The organism is Flavobacterium algoris, assembly GCF_048158525.1.
Taxonomy (GTDB): Bacteria; Bacteroidota; Bacteroidia; order Flavobacteriales; family Flavobacteriaceae; genus Flavobacterium; species Flavobacterium algoris.
Genome location: NZ_JBLNKT010000004.1, coordinates 95,195 through 111,995 on the forward strand (window position 1 = coordinate 95,195; position 16,801 = coordinate 111,995).

Annotated in this window: 18 protein-coding genes; 13 read left to right on the plus strand and 5 right to left on the minus strand. The window is 34.6% G+C overall.

The window, feature by feature from the left end; genetic code table 11:
- The first annotated feature begins 12 nt into the window (after nucleotides 1–12).
- The 9 genes from dnaJ (at nucleotide 13) to ACM55I_RS03380 (ending at nucleotide 7,367) form a co-directional block, all read left to right on the plus strand.
- A complete protein-coding gene (gene dnaJ / locus ACM55I_RS03340; protein ID WP_416845351.1) occupies nucleotides 13–1,128 on the plus strand; it encodes a molecular chaperone DnaJ in 1,116 nt (371 codons plus the stop codon).
- A gap of 189 nt (nucleotides 1,129–1,317) precedes the next feature.
- Nucleotides 1,318–2,238 (plus strand): ABC transporter ATP-binding protein, encoded by a 921-nt coding sequence (locus ACM55I_RS03345; RefSeq protein WP_416845352.1) that lies wholly within the window; start codon nucleotides 1,318–1,320, stop codon nucleotides 2,236–2,238.
- An 85-nt stretch (nucleotides 2,239–2,323) separates the two neighbouring features.
- Nucleotides 2,324–3,640, plus strand: coding sequence for an ABC transporter permease (locus ACM55I_RS03350; RefSeq protein ID WP_416845353.1), 1,317 nt, complete (start codon nucleotides 2,324–2,326; stop codon nucleotides 3,638–3,640).
- A 137-nt stretch (nucleotides 3,641–3,777) separates the two neighbouring features.
- Nucleotides 3,778–4,941 carry a sigma-54-dependent transcriptional regulator gene (locus ACM55I_RS03355; RefSeq protein ID WP_416845354.1) on the plus strand — a complete coding sequence of 388 codons (1,164 nt, stop codon included), beginning with the start codon at nucleotides 3,778–3,780 and terminating at the stop codon, nucleotides 4,939–4,941.
- A gap of 59 nt (nucleotides 4,942–5,000) precedes the next feature.
- Complete coding sequence (locus ACM55I_RS03360) at nucleotides 5,001–5,708, plus strand: DEAD/DEAH box helicase (RefSeq protein ID WP_416845355.1); 708 nt, start codon at nucleotides 5,001–5,003, stop codon at nucleotides 5,706–5,708.
- Between the two features lie 16 nt (nucleotides 5,709–5,724).
- Nucleotides 5,725–5,943 (plus strand): DUF2007 domain-containing protein, encoded by a 219-nt coding sequence (locus tag ACM55I_RS03365; protein WP_416845356.1) that lies wholly within the window; start codon nucleotides 5,725–5,727, stop codon nucleotides 5,941–5,943.
- A gap of 34 nt (nucleotides 5,944–5,977) precedes the next feature.
- Complete coding sequence (locus ACM55I_RS03370; protein WP_416845357.1) at nucleotides 5,978–6,223, plus strand: hypothetical protein; 246 nt, start codon at nucleotides 5,978–5,980, stop codon at nucleotides 6,221–6,223.
- 1 nt (nucleotide 6,224) lies between these two features.
- Nucleotides 6,225–6,530, plus strand: coding sequence for a type II toxin-antitoxin system RelE/ParE family toxin (locus ACM55I_RS03375; RefSeq protein WP_416845358.1), 306 nt, complete (start codon nucleotides 6,225–6,227; stop codon nucleotides 6,528–6,530).
- Between the two features lie 39 nt (nucleotides 6,531–6,569).
- Entirely contained in the window at nucleotides 6,570–7,367 is a 798-nt protein-coding gene (locus ACM55I_RS03380; RefSeq protein ID WP_416845359.1) for a Cof-type HAD-IIB family hydrolase, read from the plus strand.
- Between the two features lie 179 nt (nucleotides 7,368–7,546).
- On the opposite strand, the gene ACM55I_RS03385 is transcribed toward ACM55I_RS03380, so the two are convergent.
- Nucleotides 7,547–7,837: a type II toxin-antitoxin system RelE/ParE family toxin gene (locus tag ACM55I_RS03385; protein ID WP_416845360.1), complete on the minus strand. Its 291-nt coding sequence runs from the start codon at nucleotides 7,835–7,837 to the stop codon at nucleotides 7,547–7,549.
- A complete protein-coding gene (locus ACM55I_RS03390) occupies nucleotides 7,821–8,072 on the minus strand; it encodes a hypothetical protein (protein ID WP_416845361.1) in 252 nt (83 codons plus the stop codon). The genes ACM55I_RS03385 and ACM55I_RS03390 overlap by 17 nt, the downstream gene beginning before the upstream one ends.
- 122 nt (nucleotides 8,073–8,194) lie before the next feature.
- Between ACM55I_RS03390 and mtaB the strand changes: the two genes are divergently transcribed.
- Nucleotides 8,195–9,523 carry a tRNA (N(6)-L-threonylcarbamoyladenosine(37)-C(2))-methylthiotransferase MtaB gene (mtaB, locus tag ACM55I_RS03395; protein ID WP_416845362.1) on the plus strand — a complete coding sequence of 443 codons (1,329 nt, stop codon included), beginning with the start codon at nucleotides 8,195–8,197 and terminating at the stop codon, nucleotides 9,521–9,523.
- A 223-nt stretch (nucleotides 9,524–9,746) separates the two neighbouring features.
- Here mtaB and ACM55I_RS03400 read toward each other — a convergent pair whose 3' ends face one another.
- The gene (locus ACM55I_RS03400; protein WP_416845363.1) at nucleotides 9,747–10,463 is read right to left on the minus strand and encodes a 3-ketoacyl-ACP reductase; all 717 of its coding nucleotides are present in this window, start codon (nucleotides 10,461–10,463) and stop codon (nucleotides 9,747–9,749) included.
- Nucleotides 10,464–10,613: 150 nt separating this feature from the next.
- The gene (locus ACM55I_RS03405; protein WP_416845364.1) at nucleotides 10,614–11,435 is read right to left on the minus strand and encodes a DUF6929 family protein; all 822 of its coding nucleotides are present in this window, start codon (nucleotides 11,433–11,435) and stop codon (nucleotides 10,614–10,616) included.
- 196 nt (nucleotides 11,436–11,631) lie between these two features.
- On the opposite strand from ACM55I_RS03405, the gene ACM55I_RS03410 reads away from it, so the two are divergent.
- From ACM55I_RS03410 to ACM55I_RS03420, 3 genes are all read left to right on the plus strand, one after another.
- On the plus strand, nucleotides 11,632–12,513 hold the full coding sequence (locus ACM55I_RS03410) for a PPK2 family polyphosphate kinase (protein WP_416845365.1): 882 nt from the start codon (nucleotides 11,632–11,634) through the stop codon (nucleotides 12,511–12,513).
- 186 nt (nucleotides 12,514–12,699) lie between these two features.
- Nucleotides 12,700–14,148, plus strand: coding sequence for a PhoX family protein (locus tag ACM55I_RS03415; protein ID WP_416845366.1), 1,449 nt, complete (start codon nucleotides 12,700–12,702; stop codon nucleotides 14,146–14,148).
- A gap of 87 nt (nucleotides 14,149–14,235) precedes the next feature.
- Nucleotides 14,236–16,008 (plus strand): cytochrome-c peroxidase, encoded by a 1,773-nt coding sequence (locus ACM55I_RS03420; protein ID WP_416845367.1) that lies wholly within the window; start codon nucleotides 14,236–14,238, stop codon nucleotides 16,006–16,008.
- Nucleotides 16,009–16,055: 47 nt separating this feature from the next.
- Here the strand turns inward: ACM55I_RS03420 and ACM55I_RS03425 are convergent, their stop codons facing one another.
- Nucleotides 16,056–16,607, minus strand: coding sequence for a hypothetical protein (locus ACM55I_RS03425; protein ID WP_416845368.1), 552 nt, complete (start codon nucleotides 16,605–16,607; stop codon nucleotides 16,056–16,058).
- Nucleotides 16,608–16,801: the final 194 nt, after the last annotated feature.

The following is a 16,801-nucleotide window of genomic DNA, read 5'->3' on the forward strand; positions in this document are numbered from 1 at the left end:
AAAAAATCAAAAATGAAAAAAGACTTTTACGAAATATTAGGCATTTCAAAAAATGCTGATGCAGCCGAAATTAAAAAAGGCTACAGAAAACAAGCAATAGCACATCATCCTGACAAAAATCCTGGAGACAAATCGGCAGAAGAAAAATTTAAATTAGCAGCCGAGGCTTACGAAATACTAAGTGATCCTCAGAAAAAAGCCAAATACGATCAATACGGTCATCAAGCTTTTGATGGTTCAGGCGGTTTTAGCGGAGGTGGTCATGGCGGAATGAATATGGATGACATTTTTAGCCAGTTTGGTGATATTTTCGGAGGCGGTTTTGGTGGTTTCGGAGGCGGTGGAGGCGGCGGAGTTCGTCGTGCAAAAGGAAGCAACCTTCGTATCAAAGTAAAATTGACATTGGAAGAAATTGCCAATGGTGTGGAGAAAAAAGTAAAAGTAAAACGAAAGGTTCAAGCACCAGGCGTTAGCTATAAAACATGTTCTACCTGCAACGGTCAAGGACAGGTAATGCGAGTTACCAATACAATTTTGGGTAGAATGCAATCTGCTTCTACGTGTCCTACTTGTAATGGTTCGGGTCAAATTTTAGATAGAAAACCAGCAGATGCGGATTCTCAAGGAATGATTCTTGAAGATGAAACGGTTTCAATAAAAATACCTGCAGGTGTAGTAGACGGAATGCAGTTAAAAGTTTCTAATAAAGGAAATGATGCTCCGGGGAATAGTATTCCTGGGGATTTAATTGTTGCTATCGAAGAAATCGAGCATGAACTTTTGAAACGCGAAGGAGAGAATCTACATTATGACTTATACATCAGTTTTGCTGAAGCAGTATTAGGAATTTCTAAAGATATCGAAGCCATAAACGGAAAAGTGAGAATTAAACTGGAAGAAGGAATTCAATCCGGGAAAATTTTGAGATTGAAAGGAAAAGGAATTCCGAGTTTAAACGGATATGGTAACGGAGATTTACTGGTACATGTAAATGTTTGGACGCCAAAGACACTGAACAAAGACCAAAAACAATTTTTTGAAAAAAATCTCACGGATGAAAATTTTATTCCAAATCCGGAAAAATCAGATAAATCATTTTTCGAAAAAGTAAAAGATATGTTTTCATAATAAAAAACGGTAGAGACGCGATTTATCGCGTCTAAGCTTTTATAATAAAACGTGTTTAGATGTCGCTTATCGCGTCTCATCTGAAAAATACATTCCCCATCCTTGTTAAAATAAGGATGGGTTTTTTATGAAACAATTCTAAGTATTTCGGTACTAATTATTTACTTTTACCACAATTAAAAATTCAGCATGAGTAACATACTTGAAGTTAATAAAGTCGTCAAGCAATATGGTGATTATGTGGCGCTTAACGAGGTTTCATTAACTGTTCCAAAAGGAAGTATCTACGGACTTTTAGGCCCAAACGGCGCAGGAAAAACGTCTCTGATCCGAATAATAAACCAAATTACATTACCAGATAGCGGTGAAATTATTTTGGACGGTGAAAAATTACAACCCAAACATGTTCAATATATAGGGTATTTGCCCGAAGAAAGAGGATTGTACAACACGATGAAAGTGGGGGAACAATGCTTGTATTTGGCTCAAATGAAAGGACTTTCTAAAGCTGAAGCCAAAAAACAACTCGAATACTGGTTTGACAGATTAGAAATTCAAGGGTGGTGGAACAAGAAAATTCAGGAACTCTCTAAAGGAATGGCACAGAAAATTCAGTTTGTGGTGTGTGTGTTGCACAAACCAAAACTGTTGATTTTTGACGAGCCGTTTTCTGGTTTTGATCCCGTAAATGCCAATATTATCAAAGATGAAATTCTGGCGTTGCGAGAAGAGGGAGCTACCATAATTTTCTCGACACACCGCATGGAAAGTGTAGAAGAATTATGTGATCATATTGCCCTGATTCATAAATCCAATAAACTGATTGAAGGAAAACTGGATGATGTCAAGAGACAATTTAAAACCAATAGTTTTGAAGTAGGTATTTTATCAGATAATGTAGAAGGTTTGATGTATGCTATTACACAAAAATTCACCGTGGGACCGGCTAATTTTAAATCGCTGAACAACGAATTAAAACTGGAGATTCAACTCGGAAACGCCACGCCAAACGAATTATTGAATATCCTCACACAACGCGGTCAAGTAACACACTTTGTAGAAAAAATACCAAGTGTAAATGATATTTTTATACAAACAGTGACACAATAGACCTCCTTAGACTTTTTAGATTTTTAGAAAATCAAAAGGTTTATAATTCGAGTAATCTAAAATGCTAACAATCTAACAATCTAAAATGTCTATAATATCCTTAATCATAAAAAGAGAATTTATTGCCAAAGTGCGTAATAAATCTTTTATTGTTATGACTTTTCTAAGTCCGTTACTATTTGTGGGAATAGCAGCGTTTGTGGGTTATTTAAGTTCCATGAAAGCCGATACCAAACGAATCGCCATTCATGATGAATCAGGTTTGTTTGCTAAGGAATTTACTTCTCAAAACGTTAAGAAAGGGGAATACAAATACCTCGATTTGTCTCAAATAGATTTAAAATTCCTGAAAGACAGCATCACAAACGAAAACTACGAAGGATTGTTATACATCCCAAACGAAAGCAATTCGAAAGATTTCGAAAATAAAATTCAATTTATTTCGAACGAAAGTCCGAGTATTTCATTCATTGAAAGTGTTCAGGATGTTATTGCAAAGAAGTTAACCAAAACTAATTTGGAAAAAGCACATCTCGATACATTAGCAATAAAAAATGCAGAATCTAAAGTCAGTATTAGCTTGACAAAAGCATCGGGAGAAGAGAGTGTAAAAGGACTTAACGAAATAAAAATCGGTATTGGTGGTGCCTTTGGATATCTTATTATGATGTTCATTATCATCTACGGTAACATGGTAATGCGAAGCGTTATTGAAGAAAAAACGAATCGAATTGTTGAAATCATCATTTCCTCCGTAAAACCATTTCAACTCATGATGGGGAAAATTGTAGGAACGGCATTAGCTGGATTACTGCAATTCATTATTTGGGCCGTTATTGGACTATCTTTAATGTTTGCTGCTTCACTATTTTTTGGGGTAAATGTTGGACCAACCGCTAGAATTTCACCCGAATTAATGCATACTGCCCAGCAAGAATTTGCTGGAACCGCCCAAATGTATATCAAGGAATTATGGAATTTACCCATTGCAAGTATCCTGATTGGATTTGTGATTTATTTCATTGGGGGCTATTTTCTGTACAGTTCATTTTACGCAGCAATTGGGGCCGCTGTAGATAATCAAACCGACTCTCAACAGTTTCTTTTGCCTATTATTATGCCATTAATGTTGAGCGTTTACATAGGATTTTTTACGGTTATAAACGATCCGCACGGAACAATTGCAGTTATTTTTTCAATGATTCCACTTACTTCTCCAATCGTTATGCTCATGCGAATTCCGTTTGGCGTACCTTGGTGGCAAATCGTAATATCAATAACATTATTATTCGGAACCTTCTTTTCGGTAGTTTGGTTTGCTGCCAAAATATACCGGGTAGGAATACTCATGTACGGCAAAAAACCAACATGGAACGAATTATACCGATGGTTGAAATATTAATAACTTGGTTTGTTTCCGCTTCCGTTAAAATTTAATTAATTTATGGAGCTATTTCCCGTTTTCCGTTGCAATCTTTTTATTTTTAAAGAAAAAATAAAAAGGATTTCCACTTCAATCGGGGCTAAAAAAATAAAAATATGTCAAAAATACTAATCATAGAAGACGAGGCCGCTATTCGAAGAGTGCTCACAAAAATACTCTCCGAAGAAAACGATACTTATCAGGTAGAAGAAGCGGAAGATGGTGCTGCAGGTTTTGAAAAAATAAAAAACAACGATTACGATTTGGTTTTGTGCGATATCAAAATGCCAAAAATGGACGGTGTTGAGGTTTTGGAAGCGGTGAAAAAAATCAAACCCGAAATTCCTATGGTTATGATTTCCGGTCATGGCGATATGGAAACGGCAATCAATACGATGCGTTTGGGTGCGTTTGATTACATCTCAAAACCACCAGATTTAAATCGATTATTGAATACGGTTCGCAACGCTTTAGACAAAAAACAACTCGTAGTAGAAAATAAAATCCTGAAGAAAAAAGTCAGTAAAAATTACGAAATGATTGGCGAAAGCGATGCCATCAATCACATTAAAGTGATGATTGAGAAGGTTGCTCAAACCGAAGCCAGAGTTTTAATTACAGGACCAAATGGAACCGGAAAGGAATTGGTTGCACATCAATTACATGAAAGAAGCGAAAGAGCTAATTTTCCTTTAATCGAAGTAAACTGTGCTGCTATTCCATCTGAATTGATAGAAAGCGAATTATTCGGTCACGTAAAAGGAGCGTTTACATCAGCTGTGAAAGACCGCGCAGGAAAATTTGAAGCTGCTGATAAAGGAACCATTTTCTTGGATGAAATTGGTGATATGAGTCTTTCGGCGCAAGCCAAAGTATTACGTGCTTTACAAGAAAGTATGATTACCAGAGTGGGAGCGGATAAGGACATTAAAGTCGATGTTCGTGTTGTTGCGGCAACCAATAAAGATTTGAAAAAAGAAATTGCCGAAGGACGTTTCCGGGAGGATTTATACCATCGTTTGGCAGTTATCTTGATAAAAGTACCATCGTTGAATGACAGACGAGAGGACATCCCGATGTTGATTTCGCATTTTGCAGATAAAATTGCTTCAGAGCAAGGAAATGCTATAAAAAAGTTCTCTGCGGCGGCGATTCATTTGTTGCAAGAATACGATTGGACAGGAAATATCCGCGAATTGCGAAATGTAGTGGAGCGCTTGATTATCCTTGGCGGAAGCGAAATTTCCGAGAATGATGTGAAGTTATTCGCAAGTAAATAAAATTAATGATTTAAAGATTTAGCAACTGTTTTAATCTTTCAATCTTTCAATCATAAGAAATGAAACTAAAAAAAATAAATGAAGAGTTACAGCAAGCCTTAATTGAAAACGGTTTGACAGAGGCCAATACAATGCAAAAAGAAACATTTTCGACAATGAAAAGTGGTTCGGATTGTATTATTATTGCACCAAAAGGAAGCGGAAAATCAACAACAATTGTGCTAAATGTGATTCAGAGATTGGCAGGCGCAACCGAAGAATCACCAAGGGCTTTGATTATTGTCGAAGACAAAGCCAAAGTATTGGAAATGGAATCGCTTTTTGAAAAATACGGAAAGAATTCTAATTTAGAAGTCTATGGTGTTCATGATAAAGGGGATATGGAATACGATAAAAATTATATTTCTAGCGGAATTGATGTGTTGATTGGGACCCCAAATAAGTTAAGTGAAATGTTTACCACTGCTGGTTTTAATGTAAACCGATTGAAAATGTTTATCCTTGATGATGCAGACCCAATTTTGAAATTGCGTCATGAAACTAAAATCATGCGTATTTCAAATAGCATTGTCAGAACCCAACGTATTATTTTTTCGGAACAATTCACAGAACGAATAGAAGTCCTTGCTGAAAAAATGCTGGTGGAGCCTTTTGAATTCGATTTTGATGGAGAGGATGAAGACGAAGAAGGAGATGAAGATTTTGAACCTGAAGTTGGAGATGACTTCGAAGAGCAAGAAGGTGATGAAGAAAATGGTAATAAATAATTAAATAAAGAACAAGATGGGATTAATGAAGGTGTTTTCGGGAAGTGAAATTTTAGCTTTAGCGTTACAAGAGAGAATCGAAGCAATAGGAGTAGATACCGTTTTAAAAAATAACATACAATCAGCTCGGTTAGGCGGTTTTGGAAATTCAGATTTGGCAGTGGAATTGTTCGTTCAGGAAACCGAGTTTTCGAAAGTGAATCCAGTTATCGAAGAATTTAGGATGAGTATTTAAATTTGTATATTTGTTATTCAAATGACTCTGTAACATGGATATAGCTGCAAAAAAAGTAGAATTGATGGATTGGTTGCTTCATATTACTGATGAAAGTAAACTAAAAAAAATAATTGCGCTGAAATTAGTCTTAGAGAAAGAAGCTGTGGCTCATACTATTAGTGGATATTCAGTGGATAAAGAAGAATACATCAATATGGTTAAAGAATCTGATGAACGAATATCGTCAGGCAACTATACAACAATTGAAGATTTAGAAAGAGAAATAGAGAATTGGTAATATGCAAAAACCAATTAGTATAGTTTGGGATAATCAAGCCAAAGCAGATTTAAGGCTAATCTTTGAATTTATCAAATTAAAATTGCTTCAAGGAGCAAAAACCGTTATTCGAGATATTGTGTTTCAAAGTAAAAATATTCATTTTGTGGAGCAATATCAACTGGATGAATTTTTAGGAGAACCTTATAGAAGAATGATTAGTCGAGATTATAAAATCATTTATAAAATTCATTCCAAAACGGAAATTCGTATTCTTCAAATTTTTGACACAAGACAAAATCAAAGTAAATTAAAAACTAATTTGTGAATTTTAGATATTTGAAATATTGCTTTTTAAAAAATAAAAATGAAATATAAAATGTTAGTTTTGGACATGGATGACACTTTGTTAACCGATGACCATACCATTTCAAACGAGAATGCAGAAATGTTGGCTAAGGCACAGGAACTGGGTGTTTATGTTATTTTGGCATCTGGCAGACCAACTCCAGCGATGATTGCTTACGCCAAAGAATTGAAAATGGATAATTCCTATATGATATCGTATAATGGCGCTGTCATTACAGATTTAAAAGAGGATAAAATCATTTTTGAGCAAACGTTAACGCAAGAGCAAATCCATGAATTGTATGATTACAGTTTAAAAAGTAAGACTCATATTATTACATACCTTGATGGGAAAATTGTGAGTGAAACGGATTCTGAATACATTGAAATTGAAAAAAACATCACCGGTTTAGAACACAATAAAGTCGTTAGTTTTAAAGATGAAGTTAAATCGGCAGCCATAAAATGTATTTTATTAGAAGAGCCAGCCTATCTAAAAGAAGTTGAAAAAGACTTGAGAGCAGCCATGCCACATCTTAGTGTATGCATGTCAAAACCGTTCTTTCTGGAAGTAGCACAAAACGGAATTGATAAAGGTGCCAGCATCAAATTTTTAGCTGAAAAATTGAATATTCATCAAAGTGAAATCATAGCCGTTGGAAACGCAGGAAATGATTTAACGATGATCCAATATGCCGGATTAGGGGTTTGGGTCGATAATGTAGATCCAGAATTGAGAGACAAAGGAGATGTTATTGTAGCTTCAAATAATAATCATGGAGTTGCCGAAGTGGTGAGAAGGTTTATTTTGAATTGATTTTTTTAAGTGCAGCATAAGACAAATATTCGATTTGTCTATTATTAAAATATCCGATAATTTACATGGTGCGCTATGTAAATTATCGGATATTTTAATAACAGTTCTTGGCTTGTTGTATGGTACGAAGAAAGAAAAAGTTCGTTTTCTGAAATCTAAATAGTATAGTAAAAAGGGAACTATTTGAATTTTTTACTTGGATTTTTGCTAGTGCTGAAAACGGCTGTTATGATAATGTCTTTCTCATCAACACTGTATAAAACAACAAAAGGGAATTTTTTTACGACTGCTTGCCTATATATTTTATGAACAACTTTGTATGTTGTGTAATTTAAAATGATTGATTTGTAGCAGTTTTCTAATTCGTCAAGAAATCGTTCTCCTAGATTTTTGCGTCTGGATTCATAAAATTCATAAGTAACGATTGTATCAATATTAGCTCGAAAAGTAAATTTAAGATTTCTTTTCATTATAGCTTTTTCTGGCATTGATTTTTATCTCTTCCCAAGTGAAGGAAGGCTCTTCTCCAGAATAGTATTTTTCGGTCGCTTCTTCTAAAACTAATTTCTGTTCATTAGTTAATTCATATTCAGAAGTTTCGTCATTCAAGATACTTTTTATGTAGTCCAATGTGTTTTTGTCTTCTAAATGAATAATTTTTTCAATTAACTCTAGTTTATCTTTTTGTAAATTAATTGATTGCATGATATTAGTATAAATTATTTGTACTACAAATATAAATAATTATGAGCTTTAAAGTATAAATTTTTGTTCGTAAATTTGCGCACTCAATTTTTTGACAACGATTTCATTAATTGAGTTATCTTATGGAAAACAGAAAAAAAGTTGCTTTTTATACGCTGGGTTGCAAACTGAATTTTTCGGAAACTTCTACGATTGCCCGTAATCTTCAAGACGAAGGTTTTGATCGGGTAGATTTTGAAGAAGTGGCTGATATGTATGTGATTAATACGTGTTCAGTGACGGAAAATGCAGATAAGCAGTTCAAGCAAGTGGTGCGAAAAGCAATGAAATTGAATGATAAAGCATTTGTTGCGGCGGTAGGTTGTTATGCCCAATTGAAACCGGAAGAATTAGCCAGTGTAGACGGCGTGGATTTAGTTCTTGGTGCAACTGAAAAATTTAAATTGGCCGATTATATTAATGATTTGTCCAAAAATGATTTTGGAGAAGTACATTCCTGCGAAATTGCCGAAGCTGATTTTTACGTTGGAAGTTATTCGATAGGCGACAGAACGCGCGCTTTCTTGAAGGTTCAGGATGGTTGTGATTATAAATGTACGTATTGTACGATTCCATTGGCGAGAGGAATTTCGAGAAGTGATGAACTGGAAAATGTGTTGAAAAACGCTTCTGAAATTTCGAAACAAAATATTAAGGAAATTGTTCTTACCGGAGTAAATATTGGGGATTACGGAAAAGGGGAATTTGGAAATAAAAAACATGAACATACTTTCTTAGAATTAGTTCAGGAGTTAGATAAAGTGGAAGGAATCGAAAGATTGCGAATTTCGTCTATTGAGCCGAATTTATTGAAAAATGAAACGATAGAATTTGTATCAAAAAGCAGGACTTTTGTGCCGCATTTTCATATTCCGTTACAATCTGGAAGCAATGATATTCTAAAGTTGATGAAACGTCGCTACCAACGCGAAGTGTATACCGAAAGAGTAAACAAAATCCGGGAAGTTATGCCACATGCTTGTATTGGTGTGGACGTGATTGTTGGTTTTCCTGGCGAAACCGATGAACATTTCTTAGAAACCTACCATTTCTTGAATGATATGGATATTTCGTATTTACATGTTTTTACGTATTCAGAGCGTGATAATACCGAAGCGGCAGCAATGGAAGGGGTTGTTCCTGGAAATGTTCGGGCAAAACGCAGCAAAATGATGCGTGGATTATCCGTTAAAAAACGCCGTGCTTTTTATGAAAGTCAATTGGGAACAAACAGAACCGTTTTGTTTGAAAGTGAAAATAAAGAAGGGTACATTCACGGTTTTACCGAAAACTATGTAAAAGTGAAAACGCCTTGGAATCCAGAATTAGTAAATACATTACATGAAATTAATTTGACAAAAATTGATGAAGACGGAAGCGTACGTATGGATTTTATATCCGCTTTGGTTTAATTATTAAACATATAAGTCATGTAAGTTTTTAGGACTAATCAGGACTTTAATTAACAAAGAAATTAAGAAACTAATGAGGATATTAAAATAATAACTCGAAAGTTTTTTAACCATTAAGAGATTAAGAAAATTAAGCGTAAGACTTAATGAAACTTAATTTCTTAATGGTTTTTTTATTAGATATTTGTCATCCGACTTTTAGACTTTTGACTTTCGACTACTTTTAAGGATTCGTAGACCAAATACTGCTGTTTTTTATAAAAACGCGTCGGTTTAATTTGAGTTGCGCGATGATTAATTCGGCCATGTCTTCCGCTTGCATAACGGTTTCAGGATTGCCGTCGGTTAGTTTTAGTTCTTTGGCCATGTCAGTAGCCACGGTACTTGGCGTTAATGCCGTCACACGAATATTATGCTTGCGCACTTCTTGCATCAACGATTCCGTTAATCCTAAAACAGCAAATTTAGAAGCACTATAAGCGCTCGTTAGCGCATTTCCACTTAATCCGGCTGTTGAAGAAATATTGATGATATCACCGGTTTGTCTTTCAATCATATTTGGCAACACAGCACGTGTCACATAATAGGTTCCCATTAAGTTTACCTGAATAATGCGTTCCCAATCGGTCGGTTCTAATTCTAAGAATTTTCCAAAAGCAGCAATTCCGGCATTGTTGATTAAAATATCAATAGTTCCAAATTCAGCCAATGCTTTGGCAACGGCAGCGTTTACCGAATTGATATCGGTAACATCAGCGGTTATGGCCAATGCTTTTACTCTTAAAGAACGTACTTTTGCAGCTACACTGTCTATTTCCTCCTGTGTTCTGGCAACCAAAATAACATTTACACCTTCTTTGGCTAAGGCCAAAGCGATCGCTTTTCCAATTCCTTTTCCTGCTCCCGTAATCAGGGCATTTTTATTTTTTAAGTCTGTCATTTTATCAATTATTTTATGCCAATAAAAGGCTTAGTTTACTGTAAAAGTACTTTGTTTTAAATTTGAAATTCTATTTTTGATTTCTATTTAATCTAAATTTAACGTTATTTTATTTTGGTTGAAATAAACTTTTTTTTATTTAATTGACTTTCATTTTAAATTTAATGTCAATTTGTAAATATCCGTTTCCAAAGCTTCGGTGTCTTTGTCTTCACAGAGCAGGAATTCGATATTTTCTTTTGAAGAAGTATACAAAGATAATCCTTCGAATTTGTGGGTTGCTGAAATTTTTTGGGTAAATGCAACTTCGAAAGTATCGAATGATAAAGCTCCTATGAAACTTCCCAATACTTCTCCATCGTCATAGGTTGAGGTCGTATTTTCGGCTGCTGCCAAGAAATAGATTTTATCTTCCACGAGAATGGCATCGGTAAAGGTAGCTTCGATGTTTTGGATTTTTGGCAATGGGATTGGGAAAAAGCGAATGTCATTTTCTTTTTTGTCTAAAACAAAGAGACCATTTTTAGATTGTGCTCCATTTCCTCGTTGAAACAAATGCCATTTTTCGTTGTGAAATAAAGAGCCTTCTATGTTTAAATCTGCGTCCGAAATAGAAGCCGTTTGTTTTAGTTTTCCATAAATTGCCGACAAATCTTTGTCTTCTATTGCTGCAGAAGTAAGATCGTAACTGATGCGTTTGTTTCTGTTGGGCGTGGAACCAGAACCAAAAAGATAAAATTTATTTCCTTTTTGGGTTATGGATTCAAAATCGAATTTGTCTTTTTTAGGAATGTTTTCCTGACTCTTTTCGAAGAGCTTTATTTTGTGGAGTTCTTTTTCTTGGATGTTGTACTCATACAGAAAAGAGCTGTTGTCAGAGATTATAAACAAGGAGTCGTCTCTGTAAATGAGTCCTGAAGCGGAACCAATACCGTTGATTTGAAATAGTAATTCGAGTGTAATTTTTTCCATGAAGTTTATTTTGAAAACGGATGCCCTAGCCCAGATAGTAGTGTAAATCCTTTCTAGTCCTGAACTTGTTTCAGGATTCTGAAACAAGTTCAGGACTAGAAAGATTGCAACGGATAGCTGGAAATAGCTCCTGAAATTCATCAGGATAAATCCTTAATATTTCTTATATTTGAGATGTAAAGATAAAATATTTCTTATGAAGTCTATAAATCCCGATGATTTTAAAGTGATTGACAAAATTGATTTGTCCAGTATTCCTACGAACCTATTTAATGGAAATAGTGATAATGATAAGGAAGAGAAACTGGATAAGGTGCAAGTGAAATTGAGTGAAATACAAGATGTGATGTATGCGCACAATCGCTATGGCGTTTTGGTTTGTTTGCAAGGCATGGATACTTCGGGGAAGGATAGTATGATTCGGGAAGTTTTTAAGGAATTTAACTCTCGCGGTGTTGTGGTGCATAGTTTTAAAACGCCGAATTCAAGCGAGTTAGAACATGATTATTTGTGGAGACATTATTTGGTTTTACCAGAAAAAGGGAAGTTTACGGTTTTTAACAGATCGCATTATGAAAATGTTTTGGTCACCAGAGTGCACCCGGAATATGTTATGAATGAAAATTTACCGGGTATTGAAACGGTAGATGATATTACGCCGCAATTTTGGGAAAATAGAATGCAACAAATCAATAATTTTGAGAAACACATTACTCAAAACGGAACTATTATGCTGAAATTCTTTTTGCACATGAGTAAAGAAGAGCAGCGACAACGCTTGTTGCGCCGACTGGAAGAACAAAAACACAACTGGAAATTCTCAACGGGTGATTTAAAAGAAAGAGAAAGTTGGGACGATTATATGCATTATTACGAAGAAGCAATTAATAAAACATCTACGGAATATGCGCCTTGGTATGTCATTCCTGCTGATGATAAAGAAATGGCCCGTTATATTGTAGCCAAAATTATTTGGGAAGAAATGCAAAAACATACTGATATTAAAGAACCTGAAATGGATGAAAAAATAAGGGAGAATATTGAAATATATAAAGAAATGTTGAAGAAAGAGAAATAGTTTAATGATTTTCTCGTAAAAGTTATTTCAAGTTTATCATTGTATTACGGTATTGTTAGTATGTAAATTTATTGTTTTTTAGAGTTTGATACCCTATTGAACTCTTGGCTTTTTGTTAATGTTCAGTTCATTTGAAGTTAAAATTCAGTGCATTTCTTTGTCTTGAATTTAAAACTATCGACCAAGATGAAAAGAATTATTTTACCAATGTTATTTTTAGCTTCATTAATCTCTTGTGAGAATGATGCTAAATCTTCGAAAGAAACTACCGATGTGGTTTTAGCAAATCAATCTGTAACTCCAGTATTATTAAAAAAGCAAGCGGGTTTTGAAAGCTTGGAACTTTTTTCACTTATCACCTCAGATGATGTTTTGGCAGGTAGTCCAAATTATGTTTTTGGTGGTTCAGCTGACGGATCAGGATTGTTGAAAAATTCAGATGGGACTTTTACTTTTTTAGTAAATCAAGAAGATAATTTTTCGGTTTCCAGAATTACTTTAGACAAAACATTCAAACCTACAAAAGGAGAATATTTGTTGAATTCTAATGGAGGAACTTGGAGATTGTGCGGTGCTACTATGGCAACAGTTGCTGAACACGGTTTTGGACCACTTTATTTAACGTGTGGAGAATCTGGAGAAGAATCCCGTACCCATGCACTAAATCCTTATGGAGATGTTGGGTCAGCCTCTGTTTCTAAAGAATTATCAGGTTTAGGAAGATTGAGCGCGGAGAATGCTTTGCCTTTAAAAAAGACTGCTTTTGCAGGAAAAACGGTGGTTGTAATAGGTGATGATGATTCCGGTACTTATGGAGGTCAGGTATTTATGTATGTTTCCAATACCGTTGGTGATTTAGCAAATGGTTCTTTATACATGATGAAAAGAACAGATGATAATCAAAGAGAAAAAGACATGGTTACGGGACAAACGTATCCTGTTTCGTTTGTAAAAATCGAAAATCATACGACAATGACCGGAGCCCAAATTAACGCATCGGTAAATACGCTAAAAGCGATAAAATTTGGTAGAGTAGAAGACTTAGATTATAGAAAAGGAGGCGATGCAGCTGATCGTGAAATTTACTTTAATGCTACAGGACAAAATACTACGGGAACTAATGCGGATGCTTCAAGAACGAAATACGGTAGAGTTTACAAGTTAAATTTAGACGCTGCAAATCCGTTGGCAGGAACTTTACAAGTGATTCTTGATGGTGATGATCGTACAGGAATTGCCGGAAAATTTCAAAATCCAGATAACATTTGTGTAACAAAAAATTATGTCTATGTTCAGGAAGATGCTAATGGTTACGGAGATGAAACGCATGACGGTTACATTTATCAGTACAATATTGCAACTAAACAATTAAAAGTAGTTGTGGAATTAGATCATCGTCGTGATGCTACTGATGCTGCAAAATATAATGTAGGGGGAACAAGTAAATTTGGAGATTGGGAATATGGAGCATTAATTGATGTATCGGAACAAGTAGGAATTGACGATACTTTTTTATTGAGTGTTCAACCACATACTTGGAGAGGAACAAAATACAAAGGAGTTGATGGAGGAACAAATCGTCCAAATGAAGATCAAGCCAGCCAAATTGTAATCATCAAAGGACTTGCCAGATAATTAAGTTCTAAATTAAATAGGTACAAAAATCCACGGTTTCCTATTAGGAATCGTGGATTTTGCTTTTCTCCATTTTTAAAATTTCTTATGAAAAATTTCTTTTTTCTTTTACTGTTGATTTCACTGTTCTCTTGTAAAAATCAACCCAAGCACGAAAAAATAAATGATTTGTTTCAATCGGATATTCAGGTCTTGATTCAAGATGTTGCTCGATTGGAACTCTTGGTGAAGTCAGATTCGATTTCGGCACAAGTTCAAAAACAATTTCTGAAAGCGCATCAAAGCGATAAAAAAGTAGAAATGATAAGTGAATATTATTTTCCTGTTGTTTCTAAAGCGATTAATGGACCAGCACTGGATGAATTTGAAGAAGACGAAGGAAAAACAGTTCCTCCCGAAGGGTTTCAAGTAATTGAAGAATTGCTTTTTCCAAGATATGATTATCGATCAAAAGGGGAGCTTCTAAAAGAAATTGGGATTCTTTCTGCCAATTTAAAACGATTAGACAAAGTTTCACAAACCAATGAATTGACAGATTCCCATGTTTTTGATGCGATGCGTTTAGAGGTTTTTAGAATCATAACTTTGGGAATCACCGGATTTGATTCTCCAATTGCCCAAAACTCGCTTCCGGAAGTAGTATCATCATTAGAAAGTATCGAAAAGTATTATCAAATTTATGTGGATAATTCAAATGACGCGACTTCAAAAGCAGTTTTAAAAACGATTGAAGAAGGGACAGCATATTTGAAAAAGAATAGCAAGTTTAATGAATTTGACCGAGCTGTTTTTATTCGAAAATTTTTAAATCCGTTAAGTAAAGGGTTGTATAAAACGCAAATGGATTTTAAAATTCCTTTGATTAAAGAAACGAGAGGATTAAAAACAACTGCTCAAACGCTTTTTGACAAGAACGCATTTGATGCCGAAGCTTTTTCAGCTTTTCCAGATTATGAAACTACTCCAGAAAAAATCGGGTTAGGGAAATTATTGTTCAACGATCCTATTTTGTCCGGAAATAATTCACGCTCTTGTGCTTCCTGTCATCATGCTGACAAAGCTTTTACCGACGGTCTAGAAAAAGCAGTTTCGTTAGATGGACACTCATTGGTTAAAAGAAATACGCCAACGCTGTCTAATATTGCTTTTCAACGTGTTTTCTTTTCTGATTCCAGAGTCAATTATCTGGAAGATCAAGCTGTCGCTGTAATTACTAATGAAAATGAAATGCATGGTTCTTTGGAAAAGTCAGTTTTGGCTTTAAAAAAGGATGCGCGTTATGGCGCTAAATTCCAAAAAGCATTTCCAAAAAAAGCAATAGACGAATTTGCAATAAAAAATGCATTAGCCTCTTATATACGCTCTTTGAGTAATTATGATTCGAAATTTGATGCATACATGCGGGGAAATGAAAATTTTGATTTGGATGAAATTGCTGGATTTAATTTATTTGCAGGAAAAGCAAAATGTGCAACCTGTCATTTTATTCCATTAACTAACGGAACCGTACCTCCCAGTTTTGTGAAATCCGAAAGTGAAGTACTAGGTGTTCCTGATGCAACTAAAAAAATGGATGCTGATTTAGGAAAATTCGAATTAACGAAAGCTGAAATTAACAGGAATTCTTTCAAGACGCCTACTTTAAGGAATATTGCGTTAACAGTTCCTTACATGCACAATGGCGTTTTTAAAACTTTGGAAGAAGTGATTGATTTTTACAATGAAGGTGGCGGGAACGGATTGGGATTTAATTTACTAAATCAAACGTTGCCTGAGGATAAACTGAATTTAACAGACTTGGAAAAAAAACAACTCATTGCCTTTATGAAGACTCTAACGGATAAAAAGTTTTATAAATAGAAAATGCCCTGAATTTCAGGGCATTTTTTTTAAAGATTATATATGTTTTATAGTTTGAAACCATACGCTACACGAACTCCTACTTGTCCAACACCTTTTCCTATAGAACCATTATTGTTCAATTTTTCAAAATCAGAATAGTGCTCGTAATGTAATGATACATCAATGTATTTTGAAGCATAACCAATACTAGGAGATAATAATAAAGACGTTTTGTTGTAATTATTAGTTACTGCAAAAGCCGCACCAGCTTCTCCCATTACATAAAATTGATCATTCCATACAAAAGCTTTAAAACCTGCTTTAGCTGGGATAAATCCTAAATCATTACCGTCTGCTTTACTTACAAATAAATTACTGTAACCAGTTGTCAAAGTTAAAGAGTATCTTTTTGACAAATCGTATTGAACTCTTGCGTCAGCTCCTAATGCCAATTTGTATGGATCACTAACGGAGTATCCTGCATTTACACCAAATCCTAAACGGAATCCTTGGTCATAATTTGTAGCTTCTTTTGTTTCTTGTGCTTGTACATTGCTAGCAAACATCATTGCTATTGCGAATACAAATAACATTTTGATTTTTCCTGTGCTTTTCATAATTGTAATTTTTTTATTAATATTTTTTTTATTTTCATTGCTTTGATTTTTATTTGATTCAAAACAACATTACAAATGTAGAACCCCGAATTGCTTGGTATGTTATAGAATTAATGGGTTTTGTTATACAATTCCTTGTTATGTGTAAATAATAACTAATCTAGAGGCTTTATATTTGTAATTGTATCGATACA

Bases quoted from the DNA above. Each gene is read 5' to 3' on its own strand.
- dnaJ (WP_416845351.1), top strand. From the start codon at position 13: ATGAAAAAAGACTTTTACGAAATATTAGGCATTTCAAAAAATGCTGAT.
- ACM55I_RS03345 (WP_416845352.1), top strand. From the start codon at position 1,318: ATGAGTAACATACTTGAAGTTAATAAAGTCGTCAAGCAATATGGTGAT.
- ACM55I_RS03350 (WP_416845353.1), top strand. From the start codon at position 2,324: ATGTCTATAATATCCTTAATCATAAAAAGAGAATTTATTGCCAAAGTG.
- ACM55I_RS03355 (WP_416845354.1), top strand. From the start codon at position 3,778: ATGTCAAAAATACTAATCATAGAAGACGAGGCCGCTATTCGAAGAGTG.
- ACM55I_RS03360 (WP_416845355.1), top strand. From the start codon at position 5,001: ATGAAACTAAAAAAAATAAATGAAGAGTTACAGCAAGCCTTAATTGAA.
- ACM55I_RS03365 (WP_416845356.1), top strand. From the start codon at position 5,725: ATGGGATTAATGAAGGTGTTTTCGGGAAGTGAAATTTTAGCTTTAGCG.
- ACM55I_RS03370 (WP_416845357.1), top strand. From the start codon at position 5,978: ATGGATATAGCTGCAAAAAAAGTAGAATTGATGGATTGGTTGCTTCAT.
- ACM55I_RS03375 (WP_416845358.1), top strand. From the start codon at position 6,225: ATGCAAAAACCAATTAGTATAGTTTGGGATAATCAAGCCAAAGCAGAT.
- ACM55I_RS03380 (WP_416845359.1), top strand. From the start codon at position 6,570: ATGAAATATAAAATGTTAGTTTTGGACATGGATGACACTTTGTTAACC.
- ACM55I_RS03385 (WP_416845360.1), bottom strand. From the start codon at position 7,837: ATGAAAAGAAATCTTAAATTTACTTTTCGAGCTAATATTGATACAATC.
- ACM55I_RS03390 (WP_416845361.1), bottom strand. From the start codon at position 8,072: ATGCAATCAATTAATTTACAAAAAGATAAACTAGAGTTAATTGAAAAA.
- mtaB (WP_416845362.1), top strand. From the start codon at position 8,195: ATGGAAAACAGAAAAAAAGTTGCTTTTTATACGCTGGGTTGCAAACTG.
- ACM55I_RS03400 (WP_416845363.1), bottom strand. From the start codon at position 10,463: ATGACAGACTTAAAAAATAAAAATGCCCTGATTACGGGAGCAGGAAAA.
- ACM55I_RS03405 (WP_416845364.1), bottom strand. From the start codon at position 11,435: ATGGAAAAAATTACACTCGAATTACTATTTCAAATCAACGGTATTGGT.
- ACM55I_RS03410 (WP_416845365.1), top strand. From the start codon at position 11,632: ATGAAGTCTATAAATCCCGATGATTTTAAAGTGATTGACAAAATTGAT.
- ACM55I_RS03415 (WP_416845366.1), top strand. From the start codon at position 12,700: ATGAAAAGAATTATTTTACCAATGTTATTTTTAGCTTCATTAATCTCT.
- ACM55I_RS03420 (WP_416845367.1), top strand. From the start codon at position 14,236: ATGAAAAATTTCTTTTTTCTTTTACTGTTGATTTCACTGTTCTCTTGT.
- ACM55I_RS03425 (WP_416845368.1), bottom strand. From the start codon at position 16,607: ATGAAAAGCACAGGAAAAATCAAAATGTTATTTGTATTCGCAATAGCA.